The organism is Actinocatenispora sera (genome assembly GCF_018324685.1).
In the GTDB taxonomy this organism is placed as follows: Bacteria; Actinomycetota; Actinomycetes; order Mycobacteriales; family Micromonosporaceae; genus Actinocatenispora; species Actinocatenispora sera.
This window is the reverse complement of record NZ_AP023354.1, coordinates 2,763,946-2,781,641: the sequence shown is the minus strand read 5'-3', so window position 1 is coordinate 2,781,641 and position 17,696 is coordinate 2,763,946. Positions and strand designations below refer to the sequence as shown.

The window sequence follows — 17,696 nt, the reverse complement described above, 5'->3', positions numbered from 1 at the left end:
GCGCGTTGTGTGCCGGGAAGGCCGGCCGCTACGGCGGGCGAGTGAGAGCACACGTCGGCCCGGTGCCGGCGGGCGAGGGAGAGCAAGGGATGAGGACCGAATGACGGTGGATGGTGCGGTCTACGCGGCTGCCGCCCGCGAGGTGTTGGACCGGGTGATCGACAGCCAGGCCGAGGGCGTGGCCCGGGCGGCGGACCTGATCGTGGCGAGCCTGCGCGACGGCGGGGTGATCCAGGCGTTCGGCAGCGGCCACTCCGAGGCGCTGGCGATGGAGATCGCCGGCCGGGCCGGTGGGCTGGTGCCGACCAACAAGCTCGCGCTGCGCGACGTGGTCGTGTTCGGCGGCCAGCCGCCGGAGGTGCTCTCCGACCCACTGCTGGAGCGTGACCCGACCATCGCCCATCGGGTCTTGGAGCTGGCGAACATCCAGCCCAGCGACGTGTTCGTGATCGCCTCCAGCTCGGGTATCAACGGCTCCACCGTCGAGCTCGCCCGCACCGTCAAGCAGTACGGGCACAAGCTGATCGCGATCACCTCGCTGGACCACACGGCCAAGGCCGAGCCGCGGCACCCGTCCGGGCAGCGGCTGTCGGACGTGGCCGACGTGGTGCTCGACAACGGCGCCCCGTTCGGCGACGCGGTACTCCCGCTGCCTGCCGGCGGCGCGGTCGGCGCCGTGTCGTCGCTGACCGCGGCGATGCTGGCCCAGATGATCACCACCGAGGTGGTGCGCCGCCTGCTCGACGCCGGCGAGCAGCCGCCGATCTACCTGTCGGCGAACGTGCCCGGCGGCGACGAGCACAACCGGGCGCTGGAGGAGCGCTACGCCGGCCGGATCCGCCGCACCGCCTGAACCACCAGCGCACCGACCTGCTGCACCTCGGCGTCTGGCGTGATGATCACGGTGCGGCACGGTAATAGACTCCGGAGTCCTCGGCGCGGATGAGGAGTACAGCGGTGCGGACGGATCCCACGGTGGACGTTGCCGGCGAGTTGCGGGCCATGACGCGCGATGTCGAGGCCCTCGACGGTATCGAGCGGATCCTCGACCGGGTCGGCCGGCGGTTGGACGGCGTCGCGGTACTGGTCGCGCCGCCCGGGACGACCGTGCCGGCCGACCGGCCCGTACCGGCAGCGCTCACCGCCGACGTGCGCGCGGTGGGTGCCGGCAGGGCCGGCGCGATCGCCGCCGACCTCGACGGGCGTCCGGTCGTCCTGATCGCGGTCACCGGCCCGGCGCCGCGCCCGGTGCTGGTCGTTCGCCGCCACACCGGGCGCGACTTCTCGCCGGACGAGCGGGCGCTGCTGGCCGATGCGAGCGTCCCGCTCGGCCTCGCCTGGCGGGAACGGCAGCTGCAAACGCGGGCGGCGCAGCTCGATCGCGTCGAGGCCCGCAACCGGGAGGTCGTGCTGCACCAGCTGCAGGCCGGCCACATCGCGGAGGCACGGCACGCCGCGGCCGTGCTGGGGCCGGACCTGCCGGACCGGGTGCGCATCCACATCGTGGAGTCCGCGGACCCGCGGGTGACCGAGACGCTGAGCTGGTGCCGGGAGACCGCCAAGCGCTGGGCCTGGGTGGTGCGCTGCCCGGTCCACCGTCGCCACGTCGTGGTCATCGCGCATGCCGACGCCGACGCGCTGACCAGCTCGTTGCGGGCCCGAGCCGTCCAGGAGACCGCGTTCCACCTGGGCAGCAGCGAGGAGCTGGCGCTTCGCGACTGCGTCACCGGGTACACCCACGCGTTTCACGCGCTCTCGGTCGCCCGGCACCGACCCGAACGCCACGCCACCTTCCGCGGGCACGGCGAGCTGTCCGCCCTGCTCGCCGAGCTGGGCTCCGGCTGGGCGGCACGAGCGCTCGCCCCGCTGCGGTCGTACCAACCGGCGCGGCCGCAGGATCCCGACGCCGGCGAGCTGGTGCACACCCTGGCCTCCTGGCTGATCTTTCACGGCCTCGCCACCCGCCAGTTGAAGGTGCACCGCAACACGCTGGCCGCACGGCTACGGCTGATCGAATCGCTGCTGGGCGTCGAGCTGGCCGAGGTGGCGACCCAGGCGCGGCTGCAGCTCGCGCTGCAGGTGGTCGGCGCGCCGGGCGGTGGCTCCGACGCACCGTTGGAAGAGCTGCTGACCCGCCCCGAGGTACGTCACTGGGCCGCGCGGCAACGCGCACCGCTGTGCGGCGCCGATCCCCGGCTGGTCGACACCGTGCGTACCTGGCTGGACAACCAGGCGCAGATCGGTGCGACCGCAACGGCTCTCGGCGTCTCGACCTCCGGGGTACGCAAGCGGCTGGGCCGGGTCGAGCAGCTCATCCAACGCTCGCTGCTCGACTCGCCGTCCGCCCGGTACGACCTGTGCCTGGCGCTCGGCCTCGACAACGCGCTCGACGCCGACGATGCGTTCGGCCCCGACGATGCGTTCGGCGTCGACGACGCGTGAGCAGGAGACGCCTCACCGGGAACCGGTGTACTGCCCGGAGTACACCGGCGGCGTCGGTGCCGCGGCCCGCATCCGGGCGACCCGCTTCCTGATCACCGCGACGTAGTGGAACGTGAACACCATCGGTACGATGAAGTGGGCGACCTGGACGACGATGACCAGCCCACGGCCGGCACCACCGGCGGCGCAGGCCGCGAGCAGCACGGCACCGACCGTGAAACAGATCGCCCACACCGCCGTGATGATCACGTTGGTACGGACGAACAGCGGCTGGCGCCAGACCTCCGGCGGCTGGTTCAGCTTGGCGATGCCCAGGGTGAACGGGTTGCGGACGAGCAGCGAGAACCAGGCGATGAGCCCGACCCACAGCGCCGAGATCGCCGGTAGGTACGGATGCAGGGCCGTGTCGGGATCGCCGAGCGCGAGGATCGTCCCGGCGGCGAAGAACACCATCGATCCGATCTCGATGATCATCGCGGCGACCGGCCGGCGTCGGGCCACCGCCGAGACGAAGATCGCCACCGAGATCGCCAGTGCGGCGAGCATCGACCACTGCCACCACACCGCGGGGATCACCGCGTAGAGGATCCAGGGTGAAAAGGCGATGGCGTACAACACGGGGACTCCCGAAGTGAAGGGATTGTCGGACCTTGCAGCAGGATCCTGCTGCGGGCCACCCGGCATCACCAGTGCGCTCTCGCCCAGCGAGGTCCGCATCCGCTGCGCGTCCGGGCCGCGCGCACCGGTCGGGCGCGGCGCCCGGGGACGATCGGGTACGGAACGGATCGTGAACGGTGGGCGCCGCGCGGCCGGGACGCGCATAGTGGGGTGATGGGGTCGGCGTTTCCGGTGCCGCAGTCGCCCGCCGCGCTCGCGGCGGCGCTGGCCCGCACCGGTTACCTGGCCGACGACGGGCTCGCCACCGCCGGGTACCTGGCGATCCGGCTCGGCCGGCCGGTGTTCCTGGAGGGCGACGCCGGGGTCGGCAAGACCTCGTTCGCGACGGCCCTTGCCGAGGCGACCGGCGCGACCCCCATCCGGCTGCAGTGCTACGAGGGGCTCTCGGCCGCGCAGGCGCTGTACGACTGGGACTTCCCCCGGCAGCTGCTGCACCTGCAGGCGGTGCGGGCGGCCGGCCTGGACGCCGACCCGGCAACGCTGGAAGCCGAGCTGTACGACCGGCGGTTCCTGCTGGCCCGCCCGCTGCTCGCGGCGCTGACCACCAGCCCGTGCGTGCTGCTGGTCGACGAGATCGACCGCGCCGACGACGAGTTCGAGGCCTACCTGCTGGAGGTGCTCGCCGACGCCGCGGTCACGGTGCCCGAGCTGGGCCGCATCGTGGCCGAGTATCCGCCGGTCACGGTGCTGACCTCCAACCGCACCCGCGAGGTGCACGACGCGCTGAAGCGGCGCTGCCTGTACCACTGGCTCGACCACCCCGGCCTCGACCGGGAGATCGCGATCGTCCGGTCCCGGCTGCCGGGGATCAGCGCCCGGCTGGCCGAGCAGGTGGCCGCCGCGACGGCCCGGATGCGGGCGCTGGAGCTGCTCAAGCCGCCCGGCGTGGCGGAGGCGATCGACTGGGCCGCCGCCCTCGACACGCTCGGCGCGACCGAACTGACCGCGGAGCTGGCGGCCGCGACGCTCGGCGCGGTGCTCAAGTACCGCGAGGACACCGAGCGGGTGCGCGCCGCCGCGATCCTCGACCCCGGAGCCGAGCCGTGAGCCGCGCGGACGGGACGGCGGTGCTGGTCGGGTTCGCCCGCGCGGCGCGGGCCGCCGGGGTGCCGGCGGAGGCACAGCGCACCCAGGCGATGCTGGCGGCCGTCGACGCGCTCGGCCCGACCGACCCGGCCGCGCTGTACTGGGCGGGACGGCTGACGCTGTGCGCCGAGCCGGACGACCTGCCCCGCTACGACGCCGCGTTCGCCACCTACTTCGGCGGCACGCCGAGGCCGCGGCCGGCCCGCACCCGCACCGGACCACCCCGCCGCCCGTCCGTGGGCTTCGGCGGGGACGACGCGGGCACCGGCGCCGAACCCACCGCCACCCTGACCGTACGGGCGTCGGCCAGCGCGACGGAGACGCTGCGGCACCGCGACGTGTCCACCCTGACCGACACCGAGCGCGCCGAGGTACGCCGGCTGATCGCGCTGCTGGCGCCGGCGACCGCGCCGCGCCCGTCCCGGCGGTACCGACCGGCGTCGCGGGGCGAGCTGGACCCGGCCGGCACGGTGCGTGAGATGCTGCGCACCGGTGGCGAACCGCTGCGGCTGGCCCGCCGTGCCCGCCGGGTGCGCTCGCGCCGGCTGGTGCTGCTGATCGACGTGTCCGGCTCGATGGCGCCGTACGCGGATGCCCTGCTGCGGTTCGCGCACGCCGCGGTGCGCCGCCGGCCGACCCGTACCGAGGTGTTCACCCTCGGCACCCGGCTGACCCGCGTCACCACGGCGCTGCGGGCCCGCGATCCGGACGTGGCGCTCACCCACGCCGGCCGGGCGATCCCGGACTGGCGCGGCGGTACCCGGCTGGGCGAGACGCTGCGCGCGTTCCTCGACCGGTGGGGCCAGCGCGGCACCGCCCGCCAGGCGGTGGTGGTACTGGCCAGCGACGGGTGGGAGCGCGGCGACCCGGCGCTGCTCGGCGAGCAGTTGGCGCGGCTTTCCCGGCTTGCCTACCGGGTGGTGTGGGTCAACCCGCACGCCGGCCGGGTCGGGTACCAGCCGCTGACCGGGGGGATGGTGGCGGCGCTGCCGCACCTGGACGCGTTCGTGGCCGGGCACAGCCTGGCCGCGCTGACCGAGCTGGTCGGGGTGATCGGCAATGGATGACGTGCTCGCCGCGCTGCACGAACGCTGGGCGGCCGATGAGCCGGCCGGGCTGGCCACGGTGGTGGCGACCTGGCACAGCGCGCCGCGCCAGCCCGGTGCGGCGATGCTCGTCGCCGCGGACGGTACGGTCACCGGCTCGGTGTCCGGCGGCTGCGTCGAGGGCGACCTGTACGAGGTGGCCGGCGAGGTGCGCGACACCGGCCGCGCGGTGCTGCGCCGGTACGGTGTCTCCGATGACGACGCGTTCGCCGTCGGTCTGACCTGCGGCGGCATTCTCGACGTGTACGTCGAACGGGTCGATCAGGCCGCGTTCCCGGCGCTGCCGGAGGTGATTGCCGCGATCGCCGACGGCCGACCGGTCGCGGTCGCCACCGTCGTCGCGGACCGCTGTGCCGGCGCCGCGTTGCCGGACGACGCCCCCGGCGCAGCCACCGCGGTGGCTGCCGGCCTGGTCGGCCGCCGCCTGGTCGTCTGGCCCGACGGCACCCCACCGTCCGACCGCCCGGCCGGATCGGGTGACTCACCCCGACCGGGCGCGCTCGGCACGTTCGGCTCGGCCCGGCTGGACGACGCGGTGACCGACGATGCCCGCGGGTTGCTGGCCGCCGGGCGAACCGGGACGCTGGGCTACGGGCACGACGGGCAGCGGCGCGGCGACGATCTGACCGTGTTCGTGGCCAGCCACGCACCCCGCCCCCGGATGATCGTTTTCGGGGCGATCGACTTCGCCGCGGCCGTGGCGCGCGCCGGCTCCTTCCTCGGATACCGGGTGACGGTCTGCGACGCCCGGCCCGTGTTCGCCACCCGCGCCCGGTTCCCGGAGGCGGACGAGGTCGTGGTGGAGTGGCCGCACCGGTACCTGGCCGCCGAGTCGGCGGCCGGCCGGCTGGACGGCCGAACGGTGGTGTGCGTGCTGACCCACGACCCGAAGTTCGACGTCCCCGTACTCACCGAGGCATTGCGGCTGCCGCTGGCCTACGTCGGCGCGATGGGGTCCCGGCGCACGCACGACGACCGGCTCGCCCGGCTGCGCGAGGCGGGCCTGACCGAGGCCGAGCTGGCCCGGCTCGCCTCGCCGATCGGCCTGGACATCGGCGCCCGTACGCCGGAGGAGACCGCGGTCAGCGTCGCCGCGGAGATCGTCTCCCGCCGCTGGCGCGGCACCGGCTCCCCCCTCTCCGCCACCACCGGCCGCATCCACCACTGACAAAGCCGGATCAGCCGGTTGCGACGACTCTGCCCACTGACTCGGATGGCATGCTCGGCTGCGAACCGGCGCAAACCAAAAGGCCGGTCTGAATAGCCCGCCCGTCAGTGGCACCCAACTGGAAGAAGCTGCTAGTCAAGCGTCACCAGCTCGCCAGCTGGGAACTCTGCAAGCACCTTCACGCGCCCACCGAGCGCCCGAATATATGCCTCAACGGTGCCGAGTTCAGGTTCGGTAGCTTGGATCCTGTTATCGTGTCCGCAGTCGGTCTCCCTAGCATCGGGCCGTGTTCTGCCAGCTGATCGATGGCGCCTGCGACGCGCTCGGCGTCATCCTTGGGCGCTTGACAAAGCAGTCGTCAACTTTGTCCACGAGGATCACTTCCCACACCACCGGCCAAGGAAGCAGCCGAAGCCACCAAGGGCACTCGCCTGGGTGGCGCTGGCGGTTGCTCAACGGCTGGCTGTTCAGCTCATCGGTCACTGGAGCAGCAAGGCGGCCTGGCGGCTGCCCTCCCATGCTCAGCACGCTAGGTCAGCTGCTCGTCGGAACGTGCCTCTGGGCGCGCGACTCAGGTAGCAGCCGCCCTCTCTGATGCCCCACAAGAAACATCGCCCGTTGGTATGCGACCGCCGGTCGGGCCGACCTTGCGCGATCGGGCGCTACGCGATCAACTGTGTACGTACCGTCTGGAGGTAGCCCCGACCGGCGCGGTGCGGGGTGGAGGCCGGCCGGCTCCGGCGGACGGCGACCGGAGCTGACCCGAAGTCGGGAGGGCCGATGACCCGGATCAGCGTGAGCGTCGACGGCACCGAAGCCGTCGACGAGGTCGAACCGAGAACGCTGCTGGTGCAGTACCTGCGCGAGCAGCGAGGCCGTACCGGTACCCCGGTCGGCTGCGACACGAGCAACTGCGGCGCGTGCACCGTGCTGGTCGACGGTCGGGCGGTGAAGAGCTGCGCCCTGCTCGCCGTGCAGGCCGACGGCGCCGAGGTGACCACGATCCAGGGGCTCGCCAACGGCGAGCTGCACCCGCTGCAGAAGGCATTCCACGAGCATCACGCCCTGCAGTGCGGGTACTGCACGCCGGGCATGATCATGGCCGCCGTCGACCTGCTCGACGAGGTGGCCGACCCGAGCGAGCAGCAGGTACGCGAGGGGCTGGAGGGCAACCTCTGCCGGTGCACCGGGTACCAGAACATCGTGACCGCGGTCCGCGATGCCGCGGCCGAACTGCGAGGTGCCACGTCATGACCGCAACTCAGGAGCAGGAGGTCGGCGCGGCCCGGCGGCGCAAGGAGGACGCGCACCTGATCACCGGCCAGACCACCTGGACCGACAACATCCAGCTGCCCGGCACCGTACACGCGGCGCTGCTGCGCAGCCCGATGGCGCACGCCCGGGTGCGGGTGAACGTCGCCGCGGCCCGCAACGAGCCCGGTGTCGTCGCCGCCTACAGCGGCGCGGACCTGGCCGACGAACTGGCCGGGCTGCCGTCCGCGTGGCAGGTCACCCCGGACTGGGTGGCGCCCGAGCACAAGCCGCTGGCCGTCGACGAGGCCCGCTACGCCGGGGACGCGATCGCGGTGGTGGTCGCCGACACCCGGGCGCACGCGGTCGACGCGCTCGACGCCATCGAGGTCGACTACGACCCGCTGCCGGTGGTGCTCGACATGGAGCAGGCGATCGCCGACAGCTCGCCGCTGGTACACACCGAGGCCGGCACCAACGTGTGCTTCCGCTACTCCGACACCTTCGGCGACGTGGACGCGGCGTTCGCGAACGCCCCGGTACGTATCACGCGCAGGTTCGTGCAGCAGCGGCTGGTGGCCTGCGCGATGGAGCCGCGGTCGGTGCTGGTCGCGCCGGTGCCGGCGGCCGGCGAGTACACGGTCTGGTCGTCGACGCAGATCCCGCACTTCGTCCGGCTGTTCCTGGCGATGCTCAGCGGCGTACCGGAGTCGCGGATCCGGGTGATCGCGCCCGACGTCGGCGGCGGGTTCGGCTCGAAGCTCGACATCTACGCCGAGGAGCTACTGGCGTTGACGTTGGCCCGCAAGCTCGGCCGGCCGGTGAAGTGGACCGAGACGCGCAGCGAGGCGTTCCAGGCGACCGTGCACGGCCGCGACCAGATCCAGGATCTGGAGCTCGCCGCCGACGCCGACGGCCGGATCCGCGGCCTGCGGGTCAACCTGCTCGCCGACATGGGCGCGTACCTGCAGCTGCTGACGCCGGCGATCCCGTTGCTGGGCCGGGCGATGTTCCCGGGCATCTACAAGATGGACGCGTACGAGTTCGGCTGCGTGGGCGTGTTCACCGACAAGACGCCCACCGACGCGTACCGGGGCGCCGGACGGCCCGAGGCGACGTTCGCGATCGAGCGGATGCTCGACGAGCTGGCCGCCGAGCTGCACGTCGACCCGCTGGAGATGCGGCGGCGCAACTGGATCCGGCACGAGGAGTTCCCGTACGCCCAGATCGCCGGGCTGACCTACGACTCGGGTAACTACGAGGCGGCGACGGCGCGGGCCACCGAGCTGTTCGACTACGACGGGCTGCGCGCCGAGCAGGCCCGCCGGCGCGAGGCGCACGACCCGGTACAGCTGGGCATCGGCGTCTCCACCTACACCGAGATGTGCGGGCTCGCCCCGTCCCGCTGGCTCGGCGAGCGCGGCTACGCCGGCGGCGGCTGGGAGGCGGCCACGGTACGGGTGCTGCCGACCGGCAAGGTCGAGGCGGTGATCGGCACCAGCCCGCACGGGCAGGGGCACGTCACCACGTTCAGCCAGCTGGTCGCCGACACCCTGGGCGTACCGTTCGACGACATCGAGGTGATCCACGGCGACACGGCGGCGGCGCCGGCCGGGCTCGACACGTACGGGTCGCGGTCGCTCGCGGTGGGCGGGGTCGCGGTCTGGCGGGCCGCGCAACGGGTGCTGGGCAAGGCGAAGACGCTCGCCGCGCACCTGCTGGAGGTCTCGGAGGACGATCTGGAGTTCTCCGGCGGCACCTTCGCGGTCCGCGGTACGCCCGGCGCGACCAAGTCGATCCAGGAGGTCGCGTTCGCCGCGTTCGCCGCGCACTCGATGCCGGACGGATTCGAACCGACCCTGTCGGCAGACTTCGTCCTGGAACCCGACGACTTCTCCTTCCCGCACGGCACCCACCTGTGCGCGACCGAGGTGGACACCGAGACCGGCCGGGTCACGATCCGCAGCTACGTGGCGGTCGACGACGTCGGCAAGGTGGTGAACCCGATGATCGTCGAGGGCCAGGTACACGGCGGGCTGGCACAGGGCATCGCGCAGGCGCTGCACGAGGGCGCCCGGTACGACGCCGACGGCAACCTGACCACCGGCACGATGGTCGACTACACGCCGCCGACCGCGGCCGACCTGCCCTCGTTCACCCTCGACCGCACCGAGACACCGTCGACGAACAACCCGCTGGGCGTCAAGGGGGTCGGCGAGGCCGGCACGATCGCCTCCACCCCGGCGGTGGTGAACGCGGTGGTGGATGCGCTGCGACCGTTCGGGGTGGCCGACGTACCGATGCCGTGCACGCCGGAGAACGTCTGGCGAGCGCTGCACGAGGCGCAGGGAGGTGCGGCATGATCCCGGTCGCGTTCGAGTACACCCGACCGTCCACAGTGAAGGACGCGGTGGCGGTGCTGGCCGCCGACCCGGACGCCAAGGTGCTCGCCGGCGGGCAGAGCCTGCTGCCGGTGCTGCGGCTGCGCCTCGCCGCCCCGAGCACCCTGGTCGACCTGCGCGACATCGAGTCGCTGCACGGCGTCCGGATCGGCGACGGCGAACTGGTCATCGGTGCGATGACCACGCACGCCGAGATCCTGCACGACCGGCGGGTCGCCGAGCACGCGCCGCTGATCGCCGCGGCCACCGCGACCGTCGGCGACCGGCAGGTGCGTCACCTCGGTACGTTCGGCGGTTCGCTCTCGCACGCCGACCCGGCGGGCGACCTGCCCGCGGTGGCCTGCGCGCTGGACGCCACGATGGTCGCGGTCGGGCCGAACGGTCGCCGCGAGATCGCCGCCGCCGACTTCTTCGTCGACTACCTGACCACCGCGCTCGCGCCGGACGAGATCCTCGCCGAGGTCCGCGTCCGCGACACCGCGGGTTGGGGCTACCGGTACGAGAAGTTCAGCCGGATGGCGCAGGCGTGGGCGGTCGTCGCCGTGGCCGCGCTGGTACGACGCTCCGACGGTGGTGTCACCGACACCCGGGTCGCGCTGACCAGCATGGCCAGCCGGCCGGTGCGGGCGAGCGCCGTCGAGCAGGCCCTGACCGGTACCGACGGGGACACCGGCGCGATCACCGCCGCCGCCGGCCATGCCGACGAGGGCACCGCACCGCCGGACGACGTGAACGGCGGCGCCGACTACCGCGCCCACCTGGCCCGCGTGCTGACCCGCCGGGCCCTGACCGCCGCTGCCGGAGCATGACCATGGAGCTGACCAACAGGTTCACCGTACCGGCCCCGGTCGAGCAGGCGTGGACCCGGCTGCTCGACCTGCCCGCGATCGCGCCCTGCCTGCCGGGCGCCACCCTGACCGGCTTCGACGGTGACGACTTCACCGGTACGGTCAAGGTCAAGCTGGGCCCGATCTCCTTGACCTACAAGGGAACCGGCCACATCCGGGAGCGGGACGAGGAGGCGCACCGGGTGGTGGTGGAGGCGTCCGGCCGGGAGACCCGCGGGCCGGGCACGGCCACCGCCACCATCACCGCGACCCTGGCGGCCGACGGCGACGATACCCGGGTCGACGTGACCACCGATCTGACGGTCACCGGCCGGCCGGCGCAGTTCGGCCGGGGCATGCTGGGCGACGTGAGCACCCGGCTGCTCGACCAGTTCGCGGACTGCCTGGGCAACCAGTTGCGGCCGTCGGCACCGCCGGAGGAGCCGGCGGAGACCGAATCGCCTGGTACGACGCCCGCTGCGGTGACGCCGCCGTCGCCCGAGACGACGGCGGTCCCGGAGGAGGCGACGCCGATCGACCTGCTCGAGGTCACCGGGGCGCAGGCACTGGCGCGGCGCGCCGCCGGGTACGCGCTGGCGTTCGTGGCCGGCGCGCTCGTCGCCACCGCCATCGCCCGGCTGCGCCGCCGCGCCCGCTGACGCCGGTGCCGGTCCGGCCGCCACCCGCACCGGACCGGCACCGCGCCCACCGTCGTACCGGCCGGGGTGGGCGGGCTTCACCGACCGCGCTCGCCGGGTGCGAGAGCACCCGGGTGGGCCGCCGACGCGTTGCTCGGCGAGCACGCGGCCGGGCACTCCACCTTCCACAGATCCTCGTCCGCGTCCGGTAGGAACAGCACCCGATCGCCGCAGCGCGTCGAGGGCACCCTCGTCGTGCGTGACCATCACGATCGCGGCCCGCACGGCACGGGACCTCACAGTCTCGTCACACCGCGACCTCGCCTGATCCGGTGCTCGCCGGCAATGGCCCCGGCGCCCGCCGTGGCCGACCCGGCAGCCTCGCACCGGCAGAATACCGGCAGAACCGGGCGCGGACGGATCCGCCGAGCCAGCGGCGGGGCCAGGATTTCCTTCACCGGTGGCCGCCGACCCGGGCCCGGGTCGCACCCGCTCCTGCCAGCCGGACGCCAGCCGGCCGTGGGAGCCTCCCCTGGCAGCGTCACCGCCGCCCGGTTCTGCGCCGGCGCCACCGACGGCGTCGCATCGGCCGGCGCTACCCCGCGTTCCGCCCCCGGGCCGGCACGCGACGCCACGACGATCCAGACGATGGGACTTGGTATGACCACACCGGTGGACGGTTTCTCCTCGACGGAAACGTTCGACAGCAGGCTGTCGTTCGGCGTGTTCTTCCGGCGGTTCGTGCCGATGCTGGTGACCGAGCTCGTCGTGGTGACGCTGATGGTGGGCCTGCTGCTGGGCTGTACCGGAATCGGCGCCCTGGCGTTCGTCGTGTCGCTGGTGCTGGCGCTCATCCTCGCTGCCGTGATGGTCACCTCGAAGAAGCACCAGTTCGACGAGACCTGGGGGACCACGAAACTGGAGCTGTCGCCGGCCGGCGCCACCCTGGCGAACCGGTACATCCGGGTGCAGCTGGCCTGGGACCAGATCCGGCACCTGGGCGCCGCGCATCTGGTCGTGACGCGGGAGGCGGGCGCACCGCAGGGCATCGGCGGTGGCCCGGTCGGTCGCGGGGCGGCGGTCGGCGGTCTGCTGGCCCTGCTGCCCGCGCTGGCCGCCCGAGGCGGGTGGCTGCCGGCGCTGGTCGGCGTCGCCAGCACCACCACGGTCACCCAGTCCATCCCCAAGGTGGTACGCGGGCAGTTGCAGCAGAACGACAGCTGCCGCGAGGTGGATCCCGTGACACGTCGCCGGATGAAGGCGATCGTGCTGCCGGTGTTCGACGAGGAGTGGCGAACCGGCCGGATCGGCGACTGGATCAGGGCCTACCGCCCGGACCTGTTCACCGCCCAGCGGCAACGACCGCAGCGGTGACAGACCCGAACCGGCGCCGCTCCCCTCCGATCAGGCGACGCCGGCCCGCCCGCCCTCCCCCGCCTCGGTGCCGGTCGGTGTTGCCGCCTGGTGGAAGTAGTCGTCGAGGTGCCGCTTCCCGGCGGGCGGGGAGAGCACGTCGTGGGAGAGCACCGTAAGGGGGAACTCGACGGTGCCGTGCACCCGCAACGGCGTCACCCGGCGCAGTACGGCCAGGCTGGAAGCCACCAGCCACGCCGGGATCCGGGTGATGCGCGGATTGGTACCCAGCGCATCGAAGGCCTCCCGGGCGATCTGTTCGTGGGTGAGCACGTCGGGGCCGCCCAGCTCCACCTCGTCAGCGTCGGCGGTGAGCGCATCGGCGGCCGCTGCGGCGACATCGGCACCGTCGATGGGATTGATCCGGAACCCACCGCTGCCGAAAACGAAGATCCGGCCCTTGCGGGCCATGCCGAGATACTCGTCGAAGTCGGCGAAGAAGCCGTTCGGGAACAGGATCGTGTGAGCCATCCCGGAGTCACTCAGCCGCTGCTCGAACGCGCGCTTGGCCCGGACCAGTTGCAGCTTCTCCAGGGCGGGCGCGCGCACCACCGAGCAGTAGACGAACTTGCCCGTGCCGGCCCGTACCGCCTCGTTCAGCAGGTTGCGGTTGGCCCCGTAGTCGACGTCCCAGCAGGTCTTCCCGCCGCCCTTGCCGACCAGCCCCACGGTACTGACGATCGCGTCGATGCCCTCGCAGCAGCCGGTGAGTGCGTCCGGATCGGTGGCGTCGGCGGTGAACACCTCGTCGACCGCGTCCCGGATCGGCGCCAGCCTCGCGGGATCGCGGGCCAGTGCCCGGACGTGGTGCCCGCGGTTCTTCAGCTCCCGGACGAGGTGGGAGCCCAGATAGCCGGTCGAACCGGCGACGAACACCTTCACGACTGCCTCTCCTTCGCGTGCGGGGACCGACGGGCAGGATGCTGCGGACAGCTCCGAAGCGCGGCACGCGAGTGGCAGCCTGTCGACGAACGGCGATGGCGTAACCGCCATCGGACACGTCGATGCCGGTGTGCGGCCGAGACGCACTCGACCGGGCACGTGGCCGACCGGGCAGGCGCCGCCGAGCCGGCAACCCCGGCGCCGGATGCGGGCAGTCTCACGGCCGGACCCCGAGCAGGTCGCCGAGTGCGGTCAGCGCCTCGTCGACGGGCAGCGTGGTGTCCAGCAGGCGGTGCAGCAGCAGCCCGTCCACCAGCGCGACGATCACGGTGGCGGCGCCGGCCCGTCGCTCGTCGGACCAGGAGGGCCGAAGCTCGGCGAGCCGGGCGCCGATCCGCTCGCGGGCCCGGCGCAGCTCCTGCCGCAGCACCTCGCCCAGCACCGGGTCGCGCAGCGCGCCGGCCATGACCTCCACCGCCAGTCGCATCCGCGGGCCGTCGCCGGTCGTGGCCGGCACCAGCGCGCGGACCGTGTCCAGCGCCGCGGACGGGTCCGGCGCCGCCACCAGAGCGTCGACGACCGAGCCGACGATCTCGTCGCCGGCCCGGCGGGCGATGGCCTCGTGCAGGCCGGGCAGGCCGCCGAAGTGGTAGTGGATCAACCCGACGTTGGTACCGGCGCGCTCGGCCACCGCCCGCGTGGTCACCGCGGGCCAGCCGCCTTCGGCCAGCAACGTGAAGCCCGCCTCGATCAGCTGGTCGCGGCGCCGACGACCACGAGTCGAAGTTGGTCGATCGACTAAATTGGTCACTCGACCAAATTAGCGCACTCGCCCCGTCCTGCCAAGCCGGCGCCGGTCCGGCCGAGCGCCCTCCCGCGGGGGACACCCGCGGAACCGGTGCCGCGCCGGCGATCGACCCACCGGGCGGGGCACCAGCCGAGTCAGCCGCTGCTCCTCGTGCGCGCCTCGTCGAGGACGCCCTGGGTGAGCTTGGTGCGCTTGTCGAGGCCGAGCCGGTGCAGCAGATCGGCCGCGTAACCCTCCACGGTGCGCTCGCTCAGGTGCAATGCGTCCGCGATCTGCGCGTAGGTCAGGCCGCCGACCATCAACCGGGCCACCTCCTGCTGCCGGCGGGTCAGCGTGCCGGTGGGGTGCTGTCGGGCCGGCCGCCGGTCGTCGAGCGCGTACTCGACCGCGTGGTGGTGCCGGCGGCGACCATCGTCGAGCTGCCGCTCCAGGGTGCGGGGATCGAGGACCTCACCGGCACGCGTCATGACGCGCTCGTGCAGCCGCGCCAGCGGCCTGAGTCCGGCGATGCGCACACCGATGAGGCGGCGCCGCTCCTCGGCCGCGGCCGCAAGCCAGGCCGCGCGCCGCGCCTGGCGCTGGTCGGGCCGGTCCGGGTCGAGCGATTCGGTCACGATCGCCGCGGCGAGCAGCAGCGACCAGGTCAGCCCCCACAGGTCGCCGATGCCGTCCTGCAGCAACAGGGCCTGCCGGCACCGGTCGCGGGCGTCCGCCAGGTGCTCGTGGCCCAGCGCCGCCAGCGCGCCGACCCAGTGCGCCCAGGACACGTTCCAGGGCGCCCGCGAGCGTTGCGCGACGCGCAGGTACTCCGCCGCGGCCGCCTCGGCGCCCGGAGCGGCGTCGAACCCCTGCGCCATGGCCCACATCATGGTCGCCATCTGGTGATCGCCCGCGGTCTCGGGAGCATCGAAGGCGGTACGGGCGGCATCGAGCAACGGCACCGCGGCCGGGTCACCGTAGGCGAGGGCGAGCGCTCCCCCCTCGGCGAACAGCAGCGGCGGGGTGGGCTCCAGCTGCCACTGCTCGTGCAGCTCGTGGCTGGCGGCGATCAGCTCGAACGCCCGGTCGGGAAAGCCCTGGGTCACCGTGACCCAGCCGTCGGTGGCCATCGTGGCGGCCAGCAGCACCGCCTCCTGCGGCCCACCGACCGCGGGGCCGCCGGACGCGGGGCCACCAGACGCGGGGCCACCAGACACGGGTTCGCCAGACGCTCGGCCACCCGCTGGCGTCGGGTGGTGGAACGCCCGGATGACCCGGTCGGCGATGTCGCGGACGTCCGAGAGCCCGCCGCACAGGAACGGGCTCCGGCTCCGGGTCAGGTCGCACACGATCGTGCAGGCGCCCACCAGCTCACCGCCGGCGATGCGATAGTCGACCGCGTTCGCGATGTGGTCGAGCTGGGCGTGCACGCCGTGCAGCACCTCGACCTCCTCCGGCCCCATCCAGTCGGCCACCGCCGCGGTCGTCAGCGACGCGTAGTAGCCGCTGTGCGCGGCGCGCGCGGCCGGCAGCAGCCCGGCGGCGGCGAGCTTCTCGGCCCCGTACTGGCGTTCGGTCTCCAGCAGGAAGAGCCGCGGTGCCCCGTTCCGGCCGGCCCCGGCGCTGAGGATCCGCTTGTCGCGCAGCCCCGCGACGGCCCGCGCGATCGCCGGGCGATCCAGCCCGGTACCGGCGCACACGGCCACCAGCTCGTGCTGGGTGGCCGGGTTTCGAAACACCGAGATCCATTGCCACACCTGCTGTTCGGCCGGCGTACACAGGCTCCAGGACCAGTCGTCGACGCGGCGCAGCGCGCTGTGCCGCCCGTCCGGTTCGGCCTCCGGACGCAGGTCGACGACGGTGTGCCAGCGATCGGCGGTCACCGCGTGGATGAGCTCCGCCAGGCTGGTGGTGGCCAGCCAGGCGCTGGCCAACCGCAGTGCCAGGGGCAGCCGGTCCAGCGCCTCCACCAGGGTGGTGATCTGCCGGAGTTGCACCCGGGCCTGCGGATCGGTCGCCGCCCGGGTGCCGGCGGCGGCCAGGCGCGCTCCGCCGGCGCTGGCGTACGCCAGGAACGCCTCGATCGCGTCGGTGGTCGACAGCGGGGCCAGGTCGACGACCTGCTCGCCGGCCTCGTGCAGGTGCAGGGGTTGGCGGCTGGTGGCGAGGATCCGCAGACCGGGGACCCCGGCCAGCAAGGCCGTGACCGCCGTACGTACCGGCGCCGCGACGTGTTCGCAGTTGTCCAGCACCAGCAGGCTGCGGTGCTCGTTGAGGTAGTCCACGAGCACGTCGAGCCCGGACTGCTGGTTGAAGCTGCCGGTGGCCCGCCCGATGGCGGCGTAGATCTGCTGCACCGTCGTGTTGCCCAGCGGCGGCAGACCGGCCAACTCCACCACGCAGGCTCCGCCGGGCATCGAACCGGCCATGGAGTTGGCGATCCGCACCGCCAGCCGCGTCTTGCCGACGCCACCGGTCCCGGTGAGGGTGACCAGCGGGTTGCGTTCCAGCAGGGTCACGACGCGCTGCTGCTCGGCGACCCGGCCGACCAGCGGACCGTAGTCCAACGGCAACCGCGCGGAGCGGTCGTTCTCCGACACCGACAACCATCCGTTCCGTTGTGCAACTCTCGGGCTCACAATACGGCGAAAGTAACGACTGTTCGAGGACAAACCGGATGCCGTACGCCGAGAAATACGGTACTGCGCCATCCCGAAACCACGTATCTGGCGGTACGGTGTTGCCATTCGGGCGTACATGTACGGATGCAGCAGGTGCAAAGGTCGAGAGAGACTCAAATCGCCCGAGTGATCGGGCAGGTCGACTCGCAGACGTACCGGGGGTTTGAGGTGAGGCACGCGGCCAGCCGCGCCGTCGTGCAGTGCATCGGCTTCCCTGCGAGCGATCCGTACCGCTGGTCGCCAGCCGATGCGCACCTCCGCGCGCCGGCTGGCGACCAACGATCCCGGGCAGTCCGCCTTCGGCCGTGGTGTTCGCCCCCGGCCCGCGCCGCGAC

At 73.1% G+C, this 17,696-nt stretch carries 14 protein-coding genes; 10 read left to right on the top strand and 4 right to left on the bottom strand.

Features of this window, described 5'->3' with window-relative positions:
• The first annotated feature begins 100 nt into the window (after window positions 1–100).
• Complete coding sequence (locus tag Asera_RS13295; RefSeq protein WP_030445615.1) at window positions 101–853, top strand: sugar isomerase domain-containing protein; 753 nt, start codon at window positions 101–103, stop codon at window positions 851–853.
• Window positions 854–957: 104 nt separating this feature from the next.
• On the top strand, window positions 958–2,442 hold the full coding sequence (locus Asera_RS13290) for a helix-turn-helix domain-containing protein (protein WP_157034751.1): 1,485 nt from the start codon (window positions 958–960) through the stop codon (window positions 2,440–2,442).
• Between the two features lie 12 nt (window positions 2,443–2,454).
• On the opposite strand, the gene Asera_RS13285 is transcribed toward Asera_RS13290, so the two are convergent.
• Window positions 2,455–3,060, bottom strand: coding sequence for a hypothetical protein (locus Asera_RS13285; RefSeq protein ID WP_051802070.1), 606 nt, complete (start codon window positions 3,058–3,060; stop codon window positions 2,455–2,457).
• 213 nt (window positions 3,061–3,273) lie between these two features.
• Between Asera_RS13285 and Asera_RS13280 the strand changes: the two genes are divergently transcribed.
• The 8 genes from Asera_RS13280 (at window position 3,274) to Asera_RS13245 (ending at window position 12,972) form a co-directional block, all read left to right on the top strand.
• The gene (locus Asera_RS13280; protein WP_030445618.1) at window positions 3,274–4,167 is read left to right on the top strand and encodes an AAA family ATPase; all 894 of its coding nucleotides are present in this window, start codon (window positions 3,274–3,276) and stop codon (window positions 4,165–4,167) included.
• A complete protein-coding gene (locus Asera_RS13275; RefSeq protein WP_030445619.1) occupies window positions 4,164–5,273 on the top strand; it encodes a vWA domain-containing protein in 1,110 nt (369 codons plus the stop codon). The genes Asera_RS13280 and Asera_RS13275 overlap by 4 nt, the downstream gene beginning before the upstream one ends.
• A complete protein-coding gene (locus Asera_RS13270) occupies window positions 5,266–6,480 on the top strand; it encodes an XdhC family protein (RefSeq protein ID WP_030445620.1) in 1,215 nt (404 codons plus the stop codon). The genes Asera_RS13275 and Asera_RS13270 overlap by 8 nt, the downstream gene beginning before the upstream one ends.
• A gap of 780 nt (window positions 6,481–7,260) precedes the next feature.
• Window positions 7,261–7,734 carry a (2Fe-2S)-binding protein gene (locus Asera_RS13265; RefSeq protein WP_030445621.1) on the top strand — a complete coding sequence of 158 codons (474 nt, stop codon included), beginning with the start codon at window positions 7,261–7,263 and terminating at the stop codon, window positions 7,732–7,734.
• On the top strand, window positions 7,731–10,094 hold the full coding sequence (locus Asera_RS13260) for a xanthine dehydrogenase family protein molybdopterin-binding subunit (RefSeq protein WP_030445622.1): 2,364 nt from the start codon (window positions 7,731–7,733) through the stop codon (window positions 10,092–10,094). Before Asera_RS13265 ends, Asera_RS13260 begins: the two co-directional genes overlap by 4 nt.
• Window positions 10,091–10,942 carry an FAD binding domain-containing protein gene (locus tag Asera_RS13255; RefSeq protein ID WP_030445623.1) on the top strand — a complete coding sequence of 284 codons (852 nt, stop codon included), beginning with the start codon at window positions 10,091–10,093 and terminating at the stop codon, window positions 10,940–10,942. Before Asera_RS13260 ends, Asera_RS13255 begins: the two co-directional genes overlap by 4 nt.
• Complete coding sequence (locus Asera_RS13250) at window positions 10,939–11,619, top strand: SRPBCC family protein (RefSeq protein ID WP_211255536.1); 681 nt, start codon at window positions 10,939–10,941, stop codon at window positions 11,617–11,619. Before Asera_RS13255 ends, Asera_RS13250 begins: the two co-directional genes overlap by 4 nt.
• A gap of 627 nt (window positions 11,620–12,246) precedes the next feature.
• On the top strand, window positions 12,247–12,972 hold the full coding sequence (locus Asera_RS13245; RefSeq protein WP_157034753.1) for a hypothetical protein: 726 nt from the start codon (window positions 12,247–12,249) through the stop codon (window positions 12,970–12,972).
• 30 nt (window positions 12,973–13,002) lie between these two features.
• Here the strand turns inward: Asera_RS13245 and Asera_RS13240 are convergent, their stop codons facing one another.
• From Asera_RS13240 to Asera_RS13230, 3 genes are all read right to left on the bottom strand, one after another.
• On the bottom strand, window positions 13,003–13,893 hold the full coding sequence (locus tag Asera_RS13240; RefSeq protein ID WP_051802071.1) for an SDR family oxidoreductase: 891 nt from the start codon (window positions 13,891–13,893) through the stop codon (window positions 13,003–13,005).
• Between the two features lie 217 nt (window positions 13,894–14,110).
• On the bottom strand, window positions 14,111–14,704 hold the full coding sequence (locus Asera_RS13235) for a TetR/AcrR family transcriptional regulator (RefSeq protein WP_030445627.1): 594 nt from the start codon (window positions 14,702–14,704) through the stop codon (window positions 14,111–14,113).
• Window positions 14,705–14,835: 131 nt separating this feature from the next.
• Window positions 14,836–17,280 (bottom strand): ATP-binding protein, encoded by a 2,445-nt coding sequence (locus Asera_RS13230; protein ID WP_030445628.1) that lies wholly within the window; start codon window positions 17,278–17,280, stop codon window positions 14,836–14,838.
• Window positions 17,281–17,696: the final 416 nt, after the last annotated feature.